The sequence below is a fragment of the Variovorax sp. PDC80 genome, assembly GCF_900115375.1.
Lineage (GTDB): Bacteria > Pseudomonadota > Gammaproteobacteria > Burkholderiales > Burkholderiaceae_C > Variovorax.
In genome coordinates this window covers 444,738-463,632 of record NZ_FOWG01000001.1, presented here as the reverse complement: position 1 = coordinate 463,632, position 18,895 = coordinate 444,738, and the positions used below count along the sequence as shown (strand labels likewise).

The following is an 18,895-nucleotide window of genomic DNA, read 5'->3' as shown; positions in this document are numbered from 1 at the left end:
AGCGTTAAATCACGGCGGCCGGCAGCGGCGTACGCCCTGAGGCATGCGCCTGCTGCGCCGGCCGTGGATTCGCTTCCAGCAGCGCCTGCCCGATCTCGTCGGAGCGGATGGCCGTGACCGACAGCAGCGTGTCGCTGAGCCCGTGGCTGGTTTCGCAGGCGCCCTGCAGGAAGATGCCCGGCTTCAGCTCCGGCGTGCCCTGCAGCCGGTAGTGGCGATCGACCGTGAAGTCGCCCAGGTACGGCGCGAGCGGATCCAGCAGCGTCCTGTGGCCGTCGCGCTCGTACCCGGTGGCGAGGACCACGACGTCGTAGCCATGCTCGGCGCGCTGGTCGGTGTTGAGGTCGTGCAGCCACAGGTGGATGCCGTCCGCCGCCGCGCGCACCGCCGACACCTCGTGGCGGCGCAGGAAGCCGTGGCGCGCCACGCCCGCGACGCGCTGGCGGTAGAACACGTTGAAGATCTGCTGGATCAGCTCCAGGTCCGGCGCCGCGTAGTTGGTGTGCCAGAACTCCTCCAGCAGCTCGGCGCGCTCGGGCTGCGAGCGGTTGAACACGAAGTCGGTGAAGTCGGCGTTGAAGATCTCGTTCACGAAGGGGCTGTCGTCCGAAGGCTTGATCGAGCGGGCGCGCATGATCAGGTCGACCGCGGGCTTGTTCGGATGGCTCTGCAGGTCCATGAAGATCTCGGCCGCGCTCTGGCCCGCGCCCACGATGGCGATGCGCTCGGCCTTCGGATGCCGCGCGATCGCCTCGAGGTAGCTGCTCGAATGGAACACGCGCTGGTCGTCCCTGAAGGGCTGGAAGCGCGCCGGGATTTTCGGCACGCCGCCCACGCTCACCACCAGGTTGCGCGCCAGCCGCTCGCGCACGCTGCCGTCGGCCTGGCGCGAGCGCACGCGCACCAGCTGCACCTCGCTGCCGCGCATTTCCGGCACCACCTCGAACACGCTCTCGCCGTAGGCGCAGCGGTCCTCGAACTGCGCCGCGGCCCAGCCCAGGTAGTCGTTGAACTCGTGCCGGCTCGGGAAGAAGGTCTTGAGATTGACGAAGTCCTGCAAGCGCTGCTTCTCGTGCAGGTAGTTCAGGAAGGTGAAGCGGCTCGAGGGATTGCGCAGCGTCGCCAGGTCCTTGATGAACGAGATCTGCATGTGCGCGTTGTCGAGCAGCATGTTCTTGTGCCAGACGAAGCCCTGCTGCTTCTCGATGAACAGGGCATCCACGAACTGGCCGTGGTGGCGCTTCTCGTCGAGCGCGATCGCCAGCGCGATATTGGACGGGCCGAAGCCGATGCCGATCAGGTCGTGGATTTGCATGGAATGTCCTTGAGGGGAGGTTCGGCGCGATCGGCCGAAGGTGGCGAGACGGTGGCGTCCCCCTGGGGAATCCAGAGGGCTTCGCCGAAGAAGCGTTCGCGCAGCAGCATGCCGAGCATCGCGCGCTTGTGCGGAAAGTCGAATTCCTTCACGTGGGCGTAGCCGCAGCGGCCCAGGCTCTTGATCATCTTGTGGTTGTCCGCGCGCGGCTCGATCACGATGCGCTGCGTGCGGCAGTCGTCGAGGAACAGGTAGTGCGACACCGAAGGCATCCAGGCCGTGAGAAAGGGCTTGCCGCGAAAACGCGCCTCGCCGATCAGCGCGTGCCAGCCGCGATCGTGGTCGCCCGCGTCGTAGAAGGGCGCGATGCGGTCCTCCTTGGCCCAGTACACCTCGAAGTAGCCGAAGGCCTCGCCGTCGAGGCGCCCGATCAGCCCCGTCACGCGCGGGTCGGCCGCGATCGTCTCGAGGTAGGCGTGATGCCTGGCGAGTTCGCCCTGTTCTTCCCAGAAGTGCGCCACCACCGGATCGTTCATCCAGCGATGGAAGGCCGGCAGGTCGCGCTCGATGTCGACCGTGTCCAGCGACAGCGTCTGCGACAGCCAGGGGATGTGGCGTTGATAGACGGTGCCGGCCGGCTTGACCGGCCGCAGCGGATGGCGGCGGCCCTGGCTCAGCGTGTAGCGCTGCGCGAAGGGCTCGCGCGGCCCGCGCTGCCACACGCGCGGCAGTTGCCAGAAGGCTTCGCGCGCCACGATCGCATCGGGGCCCGGCGGCAGGCTCGCCGCGCCGGCATCGACCAGGCGCGCGAGGCCTGCCGGGTTCGATGGCGCGAGCCGCAGGGACAGCGTGGTGCGTTGCGGATGGCGCACGAAGGCAGCTTCGATGGCGGCCAGCAGATGGGTCTGCGCGGGCTCGGCGTCGTGGCTGTTCGACCCGTCCAGGCGCAGCGTACCGGCCTGCTCGTGCAGCAGCCAATGGCTGGTCGGTCCCTGGCCGGCCTGCGGGCCGACCGTGAGCTTCGAGGTGTCGAGACGCACCTCGAGCGGATCGCCGTCGGGGTGCGCATGGAACACCCAGGCGCCGATCGCCGATGCCGGCACGGCTGCGGCGACACGTGCGCGTCCGAATGCCTCGGCCAGCGTTCGCGCGATCGACGAGCGCAAGGTGTCGGCTTCCTCCACCACCTGGCTCAGGCGGGCGAAGTCGTGGACCATGCCTTCGTACACCTGCCATTGCGTGCGCACGCCGGCCGCCTGCAGCCGCTCGGCATAGGCCCGGCCTTCGTCGACCAGCGGGTCGTACTCGGCCAGCACGAGGTGCGCGGGCGCGAGACCCGACAGGTCCTGCGCGGCGAGCGGGGCGAAGCGCCAGTCCGCGCGGTCGTCCTCGCTGCGCAGGTAGTGGCCGAACATCCATTGCAGCGTGCGCTGCTCGAGCAGGTGGCCGCTCGCGTAGCGCCGGTGCGAGTCGCTGTCCTGGCGGATGCTGGTGCAGGGATAGAGCAACACCTGCAGCAGCGGCTGCGGGCGTCCGGCATCGCGCGCGGCCAGCGTCAGGGCCGTGGCGAGCGTGCCGCCGACGCTGTCGCCGGCGAAGGCCACGCGCGTGGGGTCCAGGCCGTGCGCGACGCCCTGCGCTGCGAGCCACAGGGCGGCATCCTCGGCGTCGTGGAAGGCGGTCGGGAACTTGTGTTCCGGCGCGAGCCGGTAGTCCACGGCCAGCACCGCGCAGGGCGTGCGCTGCGCCAGCGCGCGGCACAGCGCGTCGTGCGAATCGAGCCCGCCGACGACGTAGCCGCCGCCATGGAAGTACAGCAGGGTCGGCAGCGGCGTGCCCGCATCGCCGCCCCGGTACAGCCGGGCGCGCAGCGTCGCGCCGTCGCGGGCGCGAAAGCCGATGTCCTCGACCGGAAGCTCGGGCCCGACGCCGTCCAGCGCGAGGGTCGACTGGTCGTAGCTGGCTCGCGCCTGCGCGGGCTCCAGCTCGCACATCGGTGCGCGTCCATCCTCTTCGGCGAGGGCGGCCAGTTCGAGGAAGGCTTCGAGATCGGGATGCAGTGGCATGGGGGCGTCGCAGTCGCATCTATGAATGGATGCATATCCGCAAAAGACGCGCGGCCGGCCGGTTTGTTTAGCGCGATCGCTCAGGCCCGCGTCTTGCGGAACTCCGGCGCCAGCGGGCAGGCGGCGCAATAGCCTTCCTCGGGCAGCAAGTAGTAGAGGCAGCACTGCCGGTGCAATGTGATGGGTGCGGGCGCGCCGCCCTCCAGGCGCATGGTCCGGCGCGGTGGCGTGAACATCGGGTTGTCGTCGCAGCCCCAGAGTGGCTGGTGCAGCAGGTAATCCAGGTCCTGCGCGACGGCGGGAGCCTGGCCGCTCGCTGCCAGGCCCTGCTCGAGCACCGGTTCGAGGTAGCGCGCGGCATTGCCCCAGAGGATCTTGGGCGCGATCCGCGTCAAGCGGGTCAGCTGCAGGAACAGCGGCGCCAGATGCTCCTGGAGCAGCGCTGCATAGCGTTCGGCCGTGCTGGCGCCGTGCCGGGGCTGCCCCTCGTCGGTGATGTGAAAGCACTGCGGCACCGCGCCTTCCGCGAACGTGAGCCACACCCGCGCGGGTGCCATCGGAAATCCGTGCTGCAGCAGGCTGGCCGCCGCCGCGACCGGGGGCAGCAGGGCGTTCAGATAGTGCAGGCTCCAGGCGGAGGCCACCGGACGCAGGTCAGCGCCGTACGCGCGCAGATGGCGGGCGTGCTGGCGCAGCAGCCCGGCCAGCAGGGCCGCGTCGGCGATCAGGTCGGCTACTCGCACGGCGTCCGCGGGCGCATGTGGCGAGCAGGCCAGCGTTTCGCCGTAGGCCGCCCATTCGCCCTGGAATATCGGCGCCAGAAGCGAAATCATGGAAAGGGGCCGCGGGCCGTCGCGCAATGGCTCATCGATGGGAGACGGTTGGCGTGCCCAAAGGTTTAGCGCCACGAAACAGCCCGAGGAATCGAGGCACGAAGATGACAGCGGCTAAACATCCGCGGGCGAACCGCGTCTAACTGCCCATCCACACCCACCGAGGCGCCCTGACACGATGAGCTCCAGTCACCACGCTATTTCCGATCCGGCCTGCAAGGAGGCCTGGCAGCTCTTTCGCGAACTGCACGACGCCCCGTCGCTCGAGCGCGCACAGAGGCTGGTGCTGTGGCTCGGGCGCGATGCCAGGCATGTGCGCGCATTCGACGAAGCCCTGACGCTGTGGGCACTGGCGGGCGCGGCCCTGGTCGGTTCGGTGCCCGACGACGATCCGCGAACCCCGTCGACGCTGCAGTAGGCACTAAACATCCGGGCCGCCGATCCGTCATACCGGCATGCAAGTACCTTCCTCCAGCGCCAAGGCGTCCGATCTGCTTCGGCTGTTGAAACCCTTCGTTCCCTGGATCGTGCTTTCCGCCGTGACCGGCATCGGGGCCGGCGTGGCCACCGTGGCGCTGCTGGCGACCATCAACGAGGTGCTGAGCCGGCCCGGCGGCATGGCGGGAGGGCTGCTGCTGACCTTCGTCGTGCTGTGCGTCATCGCGCTGATCGGGCGCGCGGCTTCCGACATCTCGAACAACGTCGTGGGCCAGCGACTGGTCGCGCAGGTGCGCAAGGATCTGGCGCTGAAGATCCTCGCGGCCCCGATCGATGCGCTGGAGCGTTATCGCATGCACCGCCTGATGCCCGTGCTGACGCAGGACGTGGACATGATCAGCGACGTGGCCTTCATGCTGGCCGCCACCATGATCTCGACGGCCATCGCGCTCGGCTGCCTGAGCTATCTGGCCTGGCTGTCGCTGCCGCTGTTCGGCCTGCTGGTGGTGGCGATGCTGATCGGCGTGGCCGTCCAGACCTGGGCCCATGCACGCGGCATCGCGGGCTTCTTCGAGTCGCGCGAGCAGGAGGAACTGCTGCACAAGGCCTACCGCGGCATCAGCGAGGGTGCCAAGGAACTGCGCATGCACCGCGCGCGGCGCTCCCGCGTGTACGAAGGGCAGATCGCGCGCACCGTCGACGCCATTCGCGACATCAACCACCGGGCGATCAACATCTTCGTGCTGGCCACTTCCTTCGGCTCCGCGCTGTTCTTCCTGCTGATCGCGATGATCCTCGGCTGGGCCGCGTGGCGCACCACCGAGCCCGCGGTGCTCAGCGGCTTCGTGCTCGTGCTGCTGTTCATCAAGGGGCCGATCGACCAGATCGTCGGTGCGCTGCCGCACGTGGGCCGCGCCAAGGTGGCCTTCGGCCGCATCGCCGACCTGTCGGCCCGCTTCGCCACGCCGGAGCCGCACCTGCATCTCGATTCGCCACCGACCTCGCCGCCGATGCGCGAGGCCATCGAGATGCGCGGCGTGCGCTACGCATTCGACACGCCCGAGGGCAGCGAGGCCTTCGTGCTCGGTCCGGTGGACCTGCGCATCGAGCGCGGCGAGATCGTCTTCATCGTCGGCGACAACGGCTCGGGCAAGACCACCCTCATCAAGCTGCTGCTCGGCCTCTATGCGCCGCAGCAGGGCGAGGTGGTGCTCGACGGCAAGGCCGTCACGCCCGAGACCCGCGACGACTACCGGCAGCTCTTCACCACCGTGTTCTCCGACTTCTACCTGTTCGAGGACCTGGTGGCCGGCGGCGAAGGAGGCCGGCAGACGCTGCCCGAGACCGCGCTGCCCTACCTGCAGCGCCTCGAGATCGCGCACAAGGTCTCGGTCAAGGACGGCGCCTTCACCACCACCGACCTGTCCACCGGCCAGCGCAAGCGGCTCGCGCTGGTGCATGCCTACCTCGAGGGCCGTCCGGTGCTGGTGTTCGACGAATGGGCCGCCGACCAGGACCCGACCTTCCGCCATCTCTTCTACACCGAGCTGCTGCCCGAGCTGCGCGCCAAGGGCCACCTGCTGGTGGTCATCTCGCACGACGACCGCTATTTCCACATCGCCGACCGCGTGATCACCATGAAGGCCGGCCGCATCGCGGAAGAGCGCGTGCGTGCGCCGCAGAAGGCGGCCGCGTAGAAAGAGAGAGCCGCCACCCGGCCGTCTCCGGCCCGTGAAGGCATCGACCTTGCGCCGCGTGTGGCCGATTTCGGACCGTACAGAATACGCGCGAACTCCAAGAAGACAGCTCCGCACGCGGCGTCCGCGCAAGCGCGAATGGTCCGCACGCTCCCTTTCCTCGACATGCGCAGAATCGTTTCCATCCTCCTCGTTCTCTTCCTGACCCTGGCGACCGCGGGCTATCTCTGGGCGCGCCGGCCCGCGGGCGCGATGGAGTCGTCGGTCGTGCGGCGCGGTGCCATCGAATCGAGCGTCACTGCTTTCGGCACGCTGCAGCCGCGGCGCTACGTGGATGTCGGCGCCCAGGTCTCGGGTCAGATCCTGCGGCTGCACGTCCAGCCCGGCGACGTGGTCGACAAGGGGCGGTTGCTGGTCGAGATCGATCCCAGCGTGCAGCGCGCCACGGTCGATGCGGGCCGGGCGTCGCTGGCCGGGTTGCGTGCCCAGTTGGCCGACCAGCGCGCGCAGCACCGGTTGGCCGGCCAGCAGCATGCGCGCCAGCGCCAGATGGCCGCCGACGGCGCCACCCGCGAAGAGGACGTGCAGAGCGCCGAGGCCGCGTTCGCCTCGGCGGCTGCACGCATCGAGCACCTCGAGGCCCAGATCGCGCAGACCCAGGCCACGCTGCAGGCCGACGAGGCGCGGCTCGGCTACACGCGCATCTTCGCGCCGATGGCAGGCACCGTGGTGTCGGTGACCGCGCGCGAGGGCCAGACCCTCAACGCCACCTACCAGACGCCCGACGTGCTGCGCATCGCCGACCTGTCGGCGATGACCGTGTGGTCCGAGGTGTCGGAGGCCGACGTGAGTCGCGTCAAGGCCGGCATGCCGGTCTATTTCACGACCCTGGGCAACAACCAGCGCCGCTGGCAGGGCAAGGTGCGCCAGGTGCTGCCGGCCCCGCCGTCGCCGACGGCCAAGACCGGCGGCAACGACAGCACCGCCGCGGCCCCCGCGACGCCGAACAAGGTCGTTGTCTACACGGCGCTGTTCGACATCGACAACGCCGACGGCGAGCTCATGCCGCAGATGACCGCGCAGGTCACTTTCGTCGAAGCCGCCGCCGCCGATGCGCTGATCGTGCCGGCCACGGCGCTCGTGCCGGTGGCGGATGCCGCGGATCGCTACACCGTGCGCGTGCTGCGGCCCGATGGCAGCGTCGAGACGCGGCCCTTGCGCATCGGGGTGCGCAATCGCGTCTTCGCACAGGCCCTCGATGGTGTCGAGGCGGGCGAGCGCATCGTGGCCGACGCGGGCTTCGGCAAGACCGCGAAGCCATGAGCGCAGCGCCGGGCCGCCCCCAGCAAGCTCGCACCGCAGTGCGAAGCACGAAGGTATTCCAATGAGCGCGACGCCGGGCCCGGAGGCGGCGAACGCCCCGCCGCTGGTCGAGCTGCAGGACATCCGCAGGTCCTATGGCCTGCCGCAGCGCACGCCCGACGATCCCGCGCCCACGCCGGTGCTGCGCGGCATCTCGGTGAAGATCCACGCGGGCGAGTTCGTCGCCATCATGGGCGCGTCCGGTTCCGGCAAGTCCACGCTCATGAACATCCTCGGCTGCCTCGACCGGCCGAACGACGGGCGCTACCTGTTCGAGGGGCGCGACGTCTCCGACCTCGATGCCGACGCGCTCGCGCGGATGCGCCGCGAGACCTTCGGCTTCGTGTTCCAGGGCTATCACCTGGTGCAGACCGAGTCGGCGCGCGAGAACGTCGAGATTCCCGCGCTCTATGCCGGCATGCCCGAGCACGAGCGCCGCGTGCGCGCCACCGCGCTGCTCGAGCGGCTGGCGATGGGCGCCCGCCTCGACCATCGGCCGGGCCAGCTGTCGGGCGGCCAGCAGCAGCGCGTGGCCATCGCGCGCGCGCTGATGAACGGCGGCCGCGTCATCCTGGCCGACGAGCCCACCGGCGCGCTCGACAGCCAGAGCGGCGCGGAGGTGATGAAGCTGTTGCACGAACTCGCCGACGCGGGGCACACGGTGATCCTGATCACGCACGACCGGCAGGTCGCCGCGCAGGCCCGCCGCATCGTGGAGATCCGCGACGGCGAGATCGTGGCCGACTCCGGCGACGCGCGTCCCGCCGACGGGCCACGCCCGGCGTGGGATGCGTCGCGCGGGCCGCGCGCCGGCCAGGCCTCGATGGCCGCCGACCTGCGGGAAGCCGCGCGCGCCGCCTGGCGCGTGATGTGGATCAACCGCTTCCGCACCGGCCTCACGCTGCTGGGCATCGTGATCGGCGTCGCCTCGGTGATCGCGATGCTCGCAGTCGGCGGCGGTTCGCAGAAGAAGGTGCTCGCGCAGTTCGAGACCTTCGGCGTGCGCACCATGTACATGGCGGCGCGCGAGGGCAGCAGCCGTTCGCCCACCACCCCGCTCACGCTGGCCGACGTCGACATCGTGCGCGAGCTGCCCAACGTCGAGGCCGTCGCGCCGTACATCGAGGACCGGGTGGTCGCGCGCCGCGGCAATGTTGATCTCGCCACCGAGAGCGGCGGCACCACCGTCGACTTCTCGCGCGTGCTCGGCTGGGCCGTGAGCGAGGGTCAGATGTTCGATGCGCAGGACGAGCGCAGCGTCGCCAAGGTCGCGGTGATCGGCCAGACGGTGCGCAAGGCGCTGTTCGCCGACGGCAGCAACCCGATCGGCCAGAACGTGCTGATCGAGAAGGTGCCGTTCGAGGTGATTGGCGTGCTGGCCGCCAAGGGCACCACCGACGGCGAGGACCAGGACAACCGCATCATCGTGCCGTTCTCCGCCGCCGCCGCGCGGCTGGCCGGCCATGCGAATCCGACCTGGGTCGGCGTCCAGGTCCGCGACATGGAACGTGCCATCGCGACGGCCAGCGCGATCGAGTCCAGCCTGGCCGCGCGCCGCCGTGTCAACGACGTGCAGGTCTGGAACCGCGTCGAGGCGATCCGGGCGCAGTCCGAGACCGCGCGCGCGATGACCCTGATGCTGGGCCTGATCGCGGCGATCTCGCTGGTGGTCGGCGGCATCGGCGTGATGAACGTGATGCTCATGACCGTGCGCGAGCGCACGCGCGAGGTCGGCATCCGCATGGCCACCGGCGCGCGCCAGACCGACATCCAGCGCCAGTTCATGACCGAGGCCGTGCTGGTGACCGCCGTCGGCGGTTCGGTCGGTGTCGCGGTCGGCCTGCTCGTTGTGGCGGCGCTGATGCTGGCCAGCGTGCCGGTGCTGTTCTCGCCGCTGGCGGTGCTCGGCGCTTTCGGCTGTGCGGTGCTGACCGGCCTGGTGTTCGGCTTCATGCCCGCGCGCCACGCGGCGCGGCTCGATCCGGTGGTGGCGCTGGCCTCGCAGTAGCGACGCCCGATCGCACGACGTCCTTTTTTCTGTTTCGCATGCCCGACCCATCGACCTCCAGCCCAGCCAGCCTCCCGTGGAGGATCGGCGCGCTGCTCGGCGCGCTGTTCGCGGCCGGCTGCGCCCTGCCGCCCGAAGTTTCCGAGCGCGCGGTGCCCGTGCCCGCCGCATGGCGTGCACCGGCATCGCTGTCCGCGGCGCCCACCGTGCCGTCGGTGGAAGCCGATGCGCCCGACGCGCAGTGGTGGCGCGCCTTCGGCAGCGCCGAACTCGATGCGCTGATCGTGGAGACCCAGGCCGGCAGCCACGATCTCGCGATGGCGGTGGCGCGCGTGCAGGCGGCCCGCGCGCAGGCGCGCGTGGCCGGCGCGTCGAGCTGGCCCACGCTGAGCGCCAACATCGATGCCAGCCGCGAGGGGCGCCTCGGTGGCCAGGCCTCGGTCGCGGGCAGCGAACATCTCGCGGGCTTCGCGGCCCGCTACGAACTCGACCTCTGGGGCCGCCAGGCCGCGCTGCGGCGGGAAGGTCTGCAAGGCTGGCGCGCCAGCGTCTTCGACCGCGATGCGGTGCGCGTGGGCCTGAGCGCCGAGGCGGCGTCGGCGTGGCTGCGGCTGCGCGGCCTGCGCGAGCGCGCCGCGATCGCGAACGACAGCCTCGACAACGCGCGGCGGCTGCTGCGGCTGGTGTCGTCGCGCCAGGCGGCGGGCGCCGCGACCGCGCTCGAACTCGCCCAGCAGCGCGGTCTGGTGGCCGCGCGCGAGCGTGAACTCGCGGCGATGCGCCAGCGTGCGGACGAAGCGCTCACGGCGCTGGCGTTGCTGCGCGGACTCGACGCGATGGCGCGGCCGGGCGATGCCGGCGGCACTGCGGCACCGCTCGCGCAACTGCGCGTGCCGCCGATCGACCCCGGCCTGCCATCGCAACTGCTCGTGCGCCGGCCCGACATCGCGCGCGCCGAGGCCAGGCTGGCCGCGGCCGACCAGAACGTGTACGCCGCGCGCGCCGCGCTGCTGCCGAGCGTCTCGCTGAACGCTTCGCTCGGCGGGTCGGGGTCCGGCGGGTTGTTCGGCGATCCGGTCTACCGGCTCGCGGCCGGCGTGGCCGCGCCGCTGCTCGACGGCGGGCGGCTCGCGGGCGAGCGCAGCCTTGCCGAGGCGCGCCGGGAGGAGCTCCTGCAGTCGTACCGCGCGGCCATCGCCGCCGCCCTGGCCGATGCGCAGACGGCGCTGACCGGCGTCGCCGGCCTCGATGCCCAGGCCATCGCCCAGGCCGAGGAACTGAACCAGGCGCGGCGTGCCGAGGCGCTGGCCGAGTCGCGCTACCGGGCCGGTGCCGAAACCCTGCTGGTGCTGCTCGACGCACAACGCACGCTGCACGAGGCGCGCGATCGCGAGGTGCAGTTGATGCAGGCAAGGCTGGAGGCGCGCGTCGCGCTGTACCGGGCGCTCGGCGGCGGATGGCGCGCGGACGCCGAAGACTCGGCCTTGGCGCAGGAGCGCAGCAGCCCGCTGCGCTAAACAAAGCAGGCGCTCGCGCGTCTGTACTTCTTGCAGCGGAGCAGCGGTCGCGCAGGAATTTCTTCCGGATCGTTCTGGCCGTACCTTCCTGGAATTCGCGTGACTCATTCTTCGACAGCGGCAGCCTCGCGGCCCGCAAGCCGGCGCGCGCGCCGATCGAGCAGCCTGGCGCTGGCCGTGGCGGCGCTGATGCTGGGACTCGGTTTCGGCTCGGGCGTGCAGGCTCGGCGCCCAACACCGCAGGCCGAGGCCCAAGCGGCCATCGACATCCGCCGCACCACCGACGGCATTCCCCACATCCGCGCCGCCGACTGGCGCGGCCTGGGCTTCGGCCAGGGCTATGCGCAGGCGCAGGACGCCCTGTGCACGCTCGCCGATGCCTTCGTCACCTACCGCGGCGAGCGCTCCTTGCACTTCGGACCGGACGCGAAACCGGCCACGCGCTCCACGTTCGGCACGCCGGCCAACCTCGACCTCGACTTCTTCTTCAAGGCATTCGCCGGCGCACCGGCCATCAAAAGCCTGCGGCAGGCGAATCCCCCCGAGCTCGAACAGCTCATCGAGGGCTATGCCGAGGGGTACAACCGCTATGTGGGCACGCTCCACCAGCCAGCACCACGAAAGGCCGCCGTCGACGCCCGGCCCGCCTGCGCGGATGCGGCATGGGTCCAGCCCATCGGTCCCGACGACGTGCACCGCCGCATGATCGCGGCCGCTCTCGCGGGCGGGTATACGCGCTTCGTCGCCGAGATCGCGCAGGCGCAGCCCGCGGCCGCGGCGCCGCCGGCCTCGGCGGACCGGCTCTCGCTCTCGTCGCGGCTGCGCATCCCGGTGGGCGACGCGCGCGGCATCGGCAGCAACGTGCTCGGCTTCGGCGGCGCCGCCACGGGCGGGCAGGGCGGCGTGCTGTTCGGCAATCCGCACTGGTACTGGGGTGGGCCCGACCGCTTCTATCAGGCGCATCTCACGCTGCCGGGCGCCATCGACGTGGCGGGCATCGCCTTCCTCGGCATTCCGGTCGTCATGATCGGCTTCAACAACGACATCGCCTGGAGCCACACCGTGTCGGCGGCCCGGCGCTTCGGCCTGTTCGACCTCACGCTCGATCCCGCGGACGCCGCGCGCTACATGGTCGACGGTGTCTCGCAGCCGATGCAGGCGCAGCCGCTCGCGGTCGAGGTGCGCCGTGCCGACGGCAGCGTCGAGACCGTGCGGCGCACGCTCTGGCGCACGCGCTTCGGTCCCGTCATCGATCTCGGCGCGCGCAATCCGGCGCTCGGCTGGCGTGCGGGCAAGGCCCTCGCGATCCGCGACATCAATGCCGACAACCCGCGCATCTTCCGCAACTTCCTGCGCTGGAACCGCGCGCGCTCGCTCGACGAGTTCATCGCGACCCAGCGCGAAGAGGCCGCCATGCCCTGGGTCAATACGGTGGCGATCGGGCGCGGCGACAACCGCGCCTGGTATTCGGAGATCGGCGCGGTGCCCGATGTGCCCGACGACCTGCGCGCCGCCTGTGCCACACCGCTGTCGAAAGCCTTCGCGGCCCTCGATGCCGAGACGCCCATGCTCGACGGCAGCCGATCGGCCTGCGACTGGCGGCGCGATCCGGCCGCCGTGCAGGCTTCGGCGATGCCGGCCGCTCGCATGCCCGCGCTGCTGCGCGAGGACTACGTGGCCAACATGAACGACAGCCATTGGCTCGGCAATCCGGCGCAGCCGCTCGTGGGCTTCGCCAGCGTGCTCGGTGCGGAGCCCGAGCCCTTGTCGCTGCGCGGCCGCGAGGGCCACCGGATCGCCGGAGAACTGCTGCAGGCCCGCGAGACTTCCGCGAGCCGCCTGGCCGACCGGTTGTCGCGCAAGGTGCTCGAATCGCGCGCCTACAGCGCCGATCTGTTCAAGGTGCCGTTGCTGCGGAGCGCTTGCGGATCCGCATCGGTCGAGATCCCGGCCGATGCCGGCGGCGCGGCGCGTTCGGTGGCGACCGGCCCTGCCTGCCAGGTGCTGCGCCGCTGGTCGAACCGCGCGGATGCGGATGCGCGCGGCGCGTTGCTGTGGGACTTCTTCTGGACGCGGCTGAGCGCGATACCGGTGGACGAACTCCATGCTACGCCGTTTTCGGCGCAGGCCCCGCTTTCCACGCCGTCCGGCATCCGTGCAGGCGATCCGCGCATCGCGCAAGCCCTTGCCGGCGCCGTCGAGGACATGAGGAAGAAGGGCTTGCCGCTGGACGCACCGCTGGGCGTCCAACGCTTCGTGCGCAGCGGCGGGAACAGCGTGCCCTTGTTCGGCGGCTGCGATGCGGAGGGCTACTTCACGGTCGCCTGCGCCGATGCCGAAGGCAGCTACCGCATGGGACCCGACTCGCACGGCAACACCTACCTGCAGATCGTCCACTTCGACGCACGCGGCGTACAGGCCCGCACGCTGCTCGCGCACGGCGAGCGCGAGACCGCGGTGACGAACGGCGCGGGCGCCGCACCCGTGTTGCGTTATGCGCGCAAGGACTGGCTGCGCTTCCCGTTCCGCGAGGAAGAGATCGCGCGCGATCCGAAGCTGGTGCGCGAGACGCTGCGGCCCTGAGCGGCGCGCTTCAGGCGCGCGACGCGTCCAGCGTATTCATCCGCTCGACGATGTCCGCGCACACGCGTGCATTGCCCGGCATGAACCGATGCAGCAGGGCCCGCGCATCGAGGCTGCTCGATGCACGCGGCCAGTGGGAGCTTTGGGCCGGGAACACCGTCACGTCGAAAGACGTCCAGTAGCCGAACACCGCCATCCGCGCCAGCCGATGCTCGGTGCGCCGGAGCTCCTCGAGCACCGGGCTGCCGGGCCGCATGTCGCGGGCACCCTTTCCCGGATAGAGGTAGGCCAGCAGCGTTCCCTGGTGCGGCGCCGAGACCGCGAACAGGGCCTCGCAGCGCGCATGCCCGTCGAGCAGCTGCAGGTAGTGGCGCGAGACGATGCAGCCCATGCTGAAGCCCACGATGGCGATCGGCTCGGTCGGGCCGAGCTGCTCGTCGACATGCGCCTTCAGCTTGCAGGCAAGGTCATGGATGCCGCGGCGTCCATCCGCGGGCTTGAGCGCGGGCACCCAGCAGCGATGGCCGGCGTCGCGCAGGCTGCGCTCGAGGCGCCGGAAGATCGCGCCGTCGTCGAAGATGCCGTGCACCAGCACCACGTTCATGCCGTGCGTTCCTTCGGCCTCGCTTCTTCGTCGGGGGCGCGCACCTTGGGTACGCGCTGCTTCAGGCGCTCGATGTAGCGCAGTTCGCTGCGCGACATCGCGTTGGTGGGGTCGAGCGCGAGCACGCGTTCGTGCAAGGCCTTGGCGGCATCAAGATCGCCGAGCTCGACCTCGGCAAAGGCCATGCCGCGCAGTGCGCGCGTGGTCTCCGAGGTCTTCACCTGTTCCGGGCTGAGCTGGGCCGCGTCCAGTGCCTGCTTGAACCGGTCGAAGGATGCGCGCCAGTTCTTCTCGAGCGCATCGATGTTGCCGCGCTCCGACAGGTACTTGGAGTTCTGCGGCGACAGCAGGATGGCGGCATCGAAGGCCTGTTTGGCCTCCGGAATCCGGTGCAGGTCGACCAGCGCGAAGCCCTGCGTGAAGTAGGCGAGGCCGAACCAGGGGCCATGAACCTTGGCCGGCGTGTTCGCGTTGGCGGCCTGGCCCAGGTAGGCGAGGGTTTCGACCAGGGACCGCGACGAGAACGAGACGACGCCGATCTCGCGATAGCGCTTCTCGTACTCGACGACGGCCTGTTGCGCCAGCGGCAGGGCCTCGGCCGGCTTCTTCGCCTGGATCAACGACAGTGCGCGCAGCACCCGTTGCGCGTTGGCGTCGTTGTCTTCATCGGATGTGGCGGGCGCAGGCTTGGCCGAAGCCGTGGCCTGCGCGGCCGGCTCGATCTTTCCTTCGGGCTGTGTCGCGCAGGCGGCCAGCAGCAGCGACAGAAGCAGTGCCGCGCAAGCCTTGCCGCGGGCCTCGAACCTTGTCATGTCTCCCATTCCTCGTTCCCTGCATATTCGCGTGCCGGGCACGGTAGCGGAAGGCGGGCCGAACTGCAACGACAGTTCGATGACAGAAGTTCGGGCGTTCGCGGCGGATGCTTCGCGTTCGGTTCGGGCTCAGAGCTCCAACACCAACCGTTCCCCCGCGCAAGCCCGCGAGCAGCAAGTCATCATCCTTGCATTCGCGTCGCGCTCCGAGCGCGTCAGCACCACGTCGCGGTGGTCGACCTTGCCGGCCAGCACGCGCACCTCGCACGATCCGCACAGGCCTTCCTCGCAGTCGCTCTGCACGTCGATGTTGGCGGCGCGCAGCGCGTCGAGCACGGTGCGGTCGGCGGGCACGGGCACGACGATGCCCGAGTCCTTGAGCTCGATCTCGAAGGCATGTTCCTTCGATGGGTCGAGCGTGCCGAGCTTCGATTCGAAATGCTCTACGCGCAGCGAATCCTCGGGCCAGGCGGCGCAGCAGGCCTCAAGGGCGTCGAGCATGCGCGCGGGGCCGCAGGCATAGACCTGGGTGCCTTCGCGCGGCGTGGCGAGCAGCGTGGCGAGATCGCAGCGCAGGCCTTCCTCCTTCGCATAGACGTGCAGGCGTTCGCCATGCAGCGCCGCCAGCTCGTCGACGAAGGCCATGCGCGCGCGGCTGCGGCCGCTGTAGTGGATCTCGTAGTCCAGGCCCAAGGCCTTGGCGCGGCGCGCCATCGCGGCGATGGGCGTGATGCCGATGCCGCCGGCGATCAGGATCAGCCGCTGGCGGCTCTCGTCGAGATGGAAGTGGTTGCGCGGGCCGCGCACCTTGAGCTTGTCGCCGGGGCGCACGTTGGCATGCACCCAGGCCGAGCCGCCGCGGCCTTCTTCTTCGCGCAGCACCGCGATCTCGAGCACGTCGGCCTCGGCCGGGTCGCCGCACAGCGAGTACTGGCGCGAGAGCTCGGGCGAGCCGCATTCGATGTCGATGTGCGAACCCGGCGTCCAGCGCGGCACGGGGCGGCCGTCGGGTGTGGCCAGGCGCAGCTTCACCACGCCCTCGGCGACCGGGGTCACGCTCTGCACCACCATCTGGCGCGAGATCGCATGCTTCGAGGGCTCGCCGATGCGCACGGGCACCTGCTGCTCCAGCAGCGCGGCATCGCGGCGCTCGGGGTTGTGGGCCGGGTCCCATTCGACCCACAGGTGCTCGGGGCCGCGGAACGAGGTGTTGGGCACGTAGCTGAACTGCTGCTCGGCGATCTTCATGTGCGGGATGCGGCGCGTGAACTCCTCGAGGAAGATCTGCATCTCCATGCGCGCGAGGTTCTTGCCCATGCACTGGTGCGAGCCGTAGCCGAAGGTCAGGTGGTCGCTGGCGTTGTCGCGCCGGATGTCGAACAGGTCGGCATCGGCGAAATGCGCCTCGTCGTGGTTGGCCGACGAGGTGACGATCAAGAGCTTCGAGCCGGCGGGGATGTCGATGCCGCCGACCTGCACGTCCTTCGTAGCGAGACGTCGCCAGGCCGCGACCGAGCCGTTGTGGCGCAGGCATTCCTCGACCGCGCTCGAGATCAGGCCCGGGTCCTCGCAGATGTCGCGCCAGGCCTGCGGATGCTGCAGCAGCAGCTTCATCGCATTGGCCGTGGCGTTGGCGGTGGTCTCGTGCGCGGCCACGATGCCGGCCATCATCATCGAGTGCAGGTAGGAGTCGGTCACGACCTCGGGATGCTCCTTCTGCTTGCGCAGGCCGTAGGGCATCCAGCCCGGCGCGTCGGGGTTCAGGCGCATCTTGTCGAGCACCTTGCCCGCGAACTGCCAGAAGTTGCCGACCGCGTGTGCCACGGCCACCTGCTCCTCGGGCTTGGGGCGGCCCCAGGTGTTGACGGTGTGGGCGATCGAGTACTGGCGCAGCGTGTCCATGTCCTCCTCGGGCACGCCGAGGAAGTGCAGGGCGACGGTCAGCGGCACCTCCCACAGCATCTGGTCGACCAGGTCGGCGCGGCCGTCGTCGATGAAGCGGTCGACGTACTCGCGCGCGAGCTGGCGCACCATCGGCTCGTGGTGCTTGAGCGCCTCGGGCGTGAACGGGTCCATCAGCACGCGGCGCCGCGGCATGTGGGCCGGCTCGTCCTCGTTGACCAGCGTGCGGTTGAGCGCGAAGCCGTAGCTCGCGAGCACCGCGTTGGCCTCGGGGCCGGTGGGCGTGATCTTTTCGAGCGCGATCGAGGGGCTGAAGGTGAGGTTGTCGCGGAAGATGGCCTTGATGTCCTCGAAGCGCGTGACCACCCAGTAGCCGAGCTTCGGGCTGTAGAACACCGGCTCCTGCTCGCGCGCCCAGCGCACGTATTCGGGCGGGTCCTGCTGGTAGCCGTCCTCGAAGGGATCGAAGTCGGCGGCGCGCCGGCTCACCGGGCAGCCGGTGGGCGAGCGTTCGGCGGACAGGTCGCCGTGCGCCACGGGGCAACCCCCGGTGCGCGCGGCGGCGGCTTCGGAAACGGTGGACATCGAGAAGGCTCCTTCCGCGCGGCGCGTCAGTCCAGGGTGATCTTCAGGTCGCGGATCAGCTTCTGCCAGCGCACGGTCTCGCTGCGCAGCAGTTCGCCGAACTGCGCGGGCGTGTTGCCCACGGGCTCGACGCCGAAGTCCTCGAGGCGCTTGCGCACCGTGGGTTCGTTGATGGCCGCGACCACGCGCTTGTTGAGCGCGTTCACCACCTCGGGCGGCGTGGCGGCGGGCACCACCATGCCGACCAGCGCGGCGGCTTCCACGCCCTTGTGGCCGAGCTCGGCGAAGGTGGGCACGTCGGGCAGCTGCGGCAGTCGCGTGGCGTTGGCCACGGCGATGGCCTTGACCTTGCCGCCCTTGATGAAGCCCGCGCCCGCGGCGAGGTCGACCATCATGGCCTGCACCTGGCCGCCGGCCACGTCGGTGAGGGCCGGTGCCGCGCCGCGGTAGGGCACGTGCACCATGAACAGGCCGGCTTCGGTCTTGAGCAGTTCCATCGCCAGGTGGTGCGGGCTGCCCGCGCCGGCCGAGGCGTACGAGAAGCTGCCGGGCTTGGCCTTGGCCTGGGCGATGAAGGTCTTGGCGTCGGCGATGCCGCTGGCCGGGTTGACCACCAGGATCATCGGGAAGCGACCCATCAGCGTGACCGGCGCGAGGTCCTTGGTGGGGCTGTACGACAGCGACTTGTAGAGCGAGGGGTTGAACACCATGGTGCCGTTGTCGGCCGACAGCACGGTGTAGCCGTCGGCCGCCGAGCGCGCGGTCTCCGCGGCCGCGATGGCGGTGTTGCCGCCGGGCTTGTTGTCCACCAGCACCGGCTGGCCGGCCTGCGTCGACAGCGTCTGGCCGATGGTGCGCGCGAGGAAGTCGGAACCGCCGCCGGCGGCATAGGGCACGAGCCAGCGGATGGGCTTGGCGGGGTAGGCGGCGGCCTGGGCGAAGGCGGTGCTCGTGACGGCGAGCGCGGGGAGGGCCAGCAGGCAGCCGGCCAGGAACTTCTTCATCGTGTCTCCTGGTTTCTAGGGTTCTGGGAAGCGCAATCCGGGGTCAAAATCCGCGACGGCGAGTTTTGCGTAATGATTGTACGCATAGCGTAAATCGCGAGGCAAGCCCTGGTGCCACCGTACTTACCATCGGGTGCCCGCCCCCTTTTTCGAGAACGAGACGACCCGC

General features: G+C 70.3%; 13 protein-coding genes. 6 read left to right on the top strand and 7 right to left on the bottom strand.

Annotated features, from left to right (window positions below; genetic code table 11):
• Window positions 1–4 precede the first annotated feature (4 nt).
• The 3 genes from BM109_RS02160 to fhuF all read right to left on the bottom strand — a co-directional run bounded on the left by BM109_RS02160 (window position 5) and on the right by fhuF (window position 4,214).
• A complete protein-coding gene (locus tag BM109_RS02160) occupies window positions 5–1,315 on the bottom strand; it encodes a lysine N(6)-hydroxylase/L-ornithine N(5)-oxygenase family protein (RefSeq protein ID WP_093340178.1) in 1,311 nt (436 codons plus the stop codon).
• On the bottom strand, window positions 1,297–3,381 hold the full coding sequence (locus BM109_RS41555) for a GNAT family N-acetyltransferase (protein WP_256222275.1): 2,085 nt from the start codon (window positions 3,379–3,381) through the stop codon (window positions 1,297–1,299). Before BM109_RS41555 ends, BM109_RS02160 begins: the two co-directional genes overlap by 19 nt.
• 80 nt (window positions 3,382–3,461) lie before the next feature.
• The gene (gene fhuF, locus BM109_RS02150; RefSeq protein ID WP_093340176.1) at window positions 3,462–4,214 is read right to left on the bottom strand and encodes a siderophore-iron reductase FhuF; all 753 of its coding nucleotides are present in this window, start codon (window positions 4,212–4,214) and stop codon (window positions 3,462–3,464) included.
• Between the two features lie 178 nt (window positions 4,215–4,392).
• Between fhuF and BM109_RS02145 the strand changes: the two genes are divergently transcribed.
• The 6 genes from BM109_RS02145 to BM109_RS02120 all read left to right on the top strand — a co-directional run bounded on the left by BM109_RS02145 (window position 4,393) and on the right by BM109_RS02120 (window position 13,819).
• Window positions 4,393–4,632, top strand: a complete 240-nt coding sequence (locus BM109_RS02145) for a hypothetical protein (RefSeq protein ID WP_093340174.1) — start codon at window positions 4,393–4,395, stop codon at window positions 4,630–4,632.
• A 37-nt stretch (window positions 4,633–4,669) separates the two neighbouring features.
• Window positions 4,670–6,349, top strand: coding sequence for a cyclic peptide export ABC transporter (locus BM109_RS02140; protein WP_093340173.1), 1,680 nt, complete (start codon window positions 4,670–4,672; stop codon window positions 6,347–6,349).
• 165 nt (window positions 6,350–6,514) lie between these two features.
• A complete protein-coding gene (locus BM109_RS02135) occupies window positions 6,515–7,672 on the top strand; it encodes an efflux RND transporter periplasmic adaptor subunit (protein WP_093340172.1) in 1,158 nt (385 codons plus the stop codon).
• Between the two features lie 61 nt (window positions 7,673–7,733).
• Window positions 7,734–9,719 carry a MacB family efflux pump subunit gene (locus tag BM109_RS02130; RefSeq protein ID WP_093340170.1) on the top strand — a complete coding sequence of 662 codons (1,986 nt, stop codon included), beginning with the start codon at window positions 7,734–7,736 and terminating at the stop codon, window positions 9,717–9,719.
• A gap of 38 nt (window positions 9,720–9,757) precedes the next feature.
• Window positions 9,758–11,236 carry an efflux transporter outer membrane subunit gene (locus tag BM109_RS02125; protein ID WP_093340168.1) on the top strand — a complete coding sequence of 493 codons (1,479 nt, stop codon included), beginning with the start codon at window positions 9,758–9,760 and terminating at the stop codon, window positions 11,234–11,236.
• Between the two features lie 99 nt (window positions 11,237–11,335).
• A complete protein-coding gene (locus tag BM109_RS02120) occupies window positions 11,336–13,819 on the top strand; it encodes a penicillin acylase family protein (protein ID WP_256222274.1) in 2,484 nt (827 codons plus the stop codon).
• A gap of 10 nt (window positions 13,820–13,829) precedes the next feature.
• On the opposite strand, the gene BM109_RS02115 is transcribed toward BM109_RS02120, so the two are convergent.
• The 4 genes from BM109_RS02115 to BM109_RS02100 all read right to left on the bottom strand — a co-directional run bounded on the left by BM109_RS02115 (window position 13,830) and on the right by BM109_RS02100 (window position 18,726).
• Window positions 13,830–14,423, bottom strand: coding sequence for an esterase/lipase family protein (locus BM109_RS02115; protein ID WP_093340166.1), 594 nt, complete (start codon window positions 14,421–14,423; stop codon window positions 13,830–13,832).
• Window positions 14,420–15,235 (bottom strand): tetratricopeptide repeat protein, encoded by an 816-nt coding sequence (locus BM109_RS02110; protein ID WP_093340165.1) that lies wholly within the window; start codon window positions 15,233–15,235, stop codon window positions 14,420–14,422. The genes BM109_RS02115 and BM109_RS02110 overlap by 4 nt, the downstream gene beginning before the upstream one ends.
• A gap of 129 nt (window positions 15,236–15,364) precedes the next feature.
• Window positions 15,365–17,722, bottom strand: a complete 2,358-nt coding sequence (locus tag BM109_RS02105; protein ID WP_093340163.1) for a cytochrome P450/oxidoreductase — start codon at window positions 17,720–17,722, stop codon at window positions 15,365–15,367.
• Window positions 17,723–17,748: 26 nt separating this feature from the next.
• Window positions 17,749–18,726, bottom strand: a complete 978-nt coding sequence (locus BM109_RS02100) for a Bug family tripartite tricarboxylate transporter substrate binding protein (protein ID WP_093340161.1) — start codon at window positions 18,724–18,726, stop codon at window positions 17,749–17,751.
• Window positions 18,727–18,895: the final 169 nt, after the last annotated feature.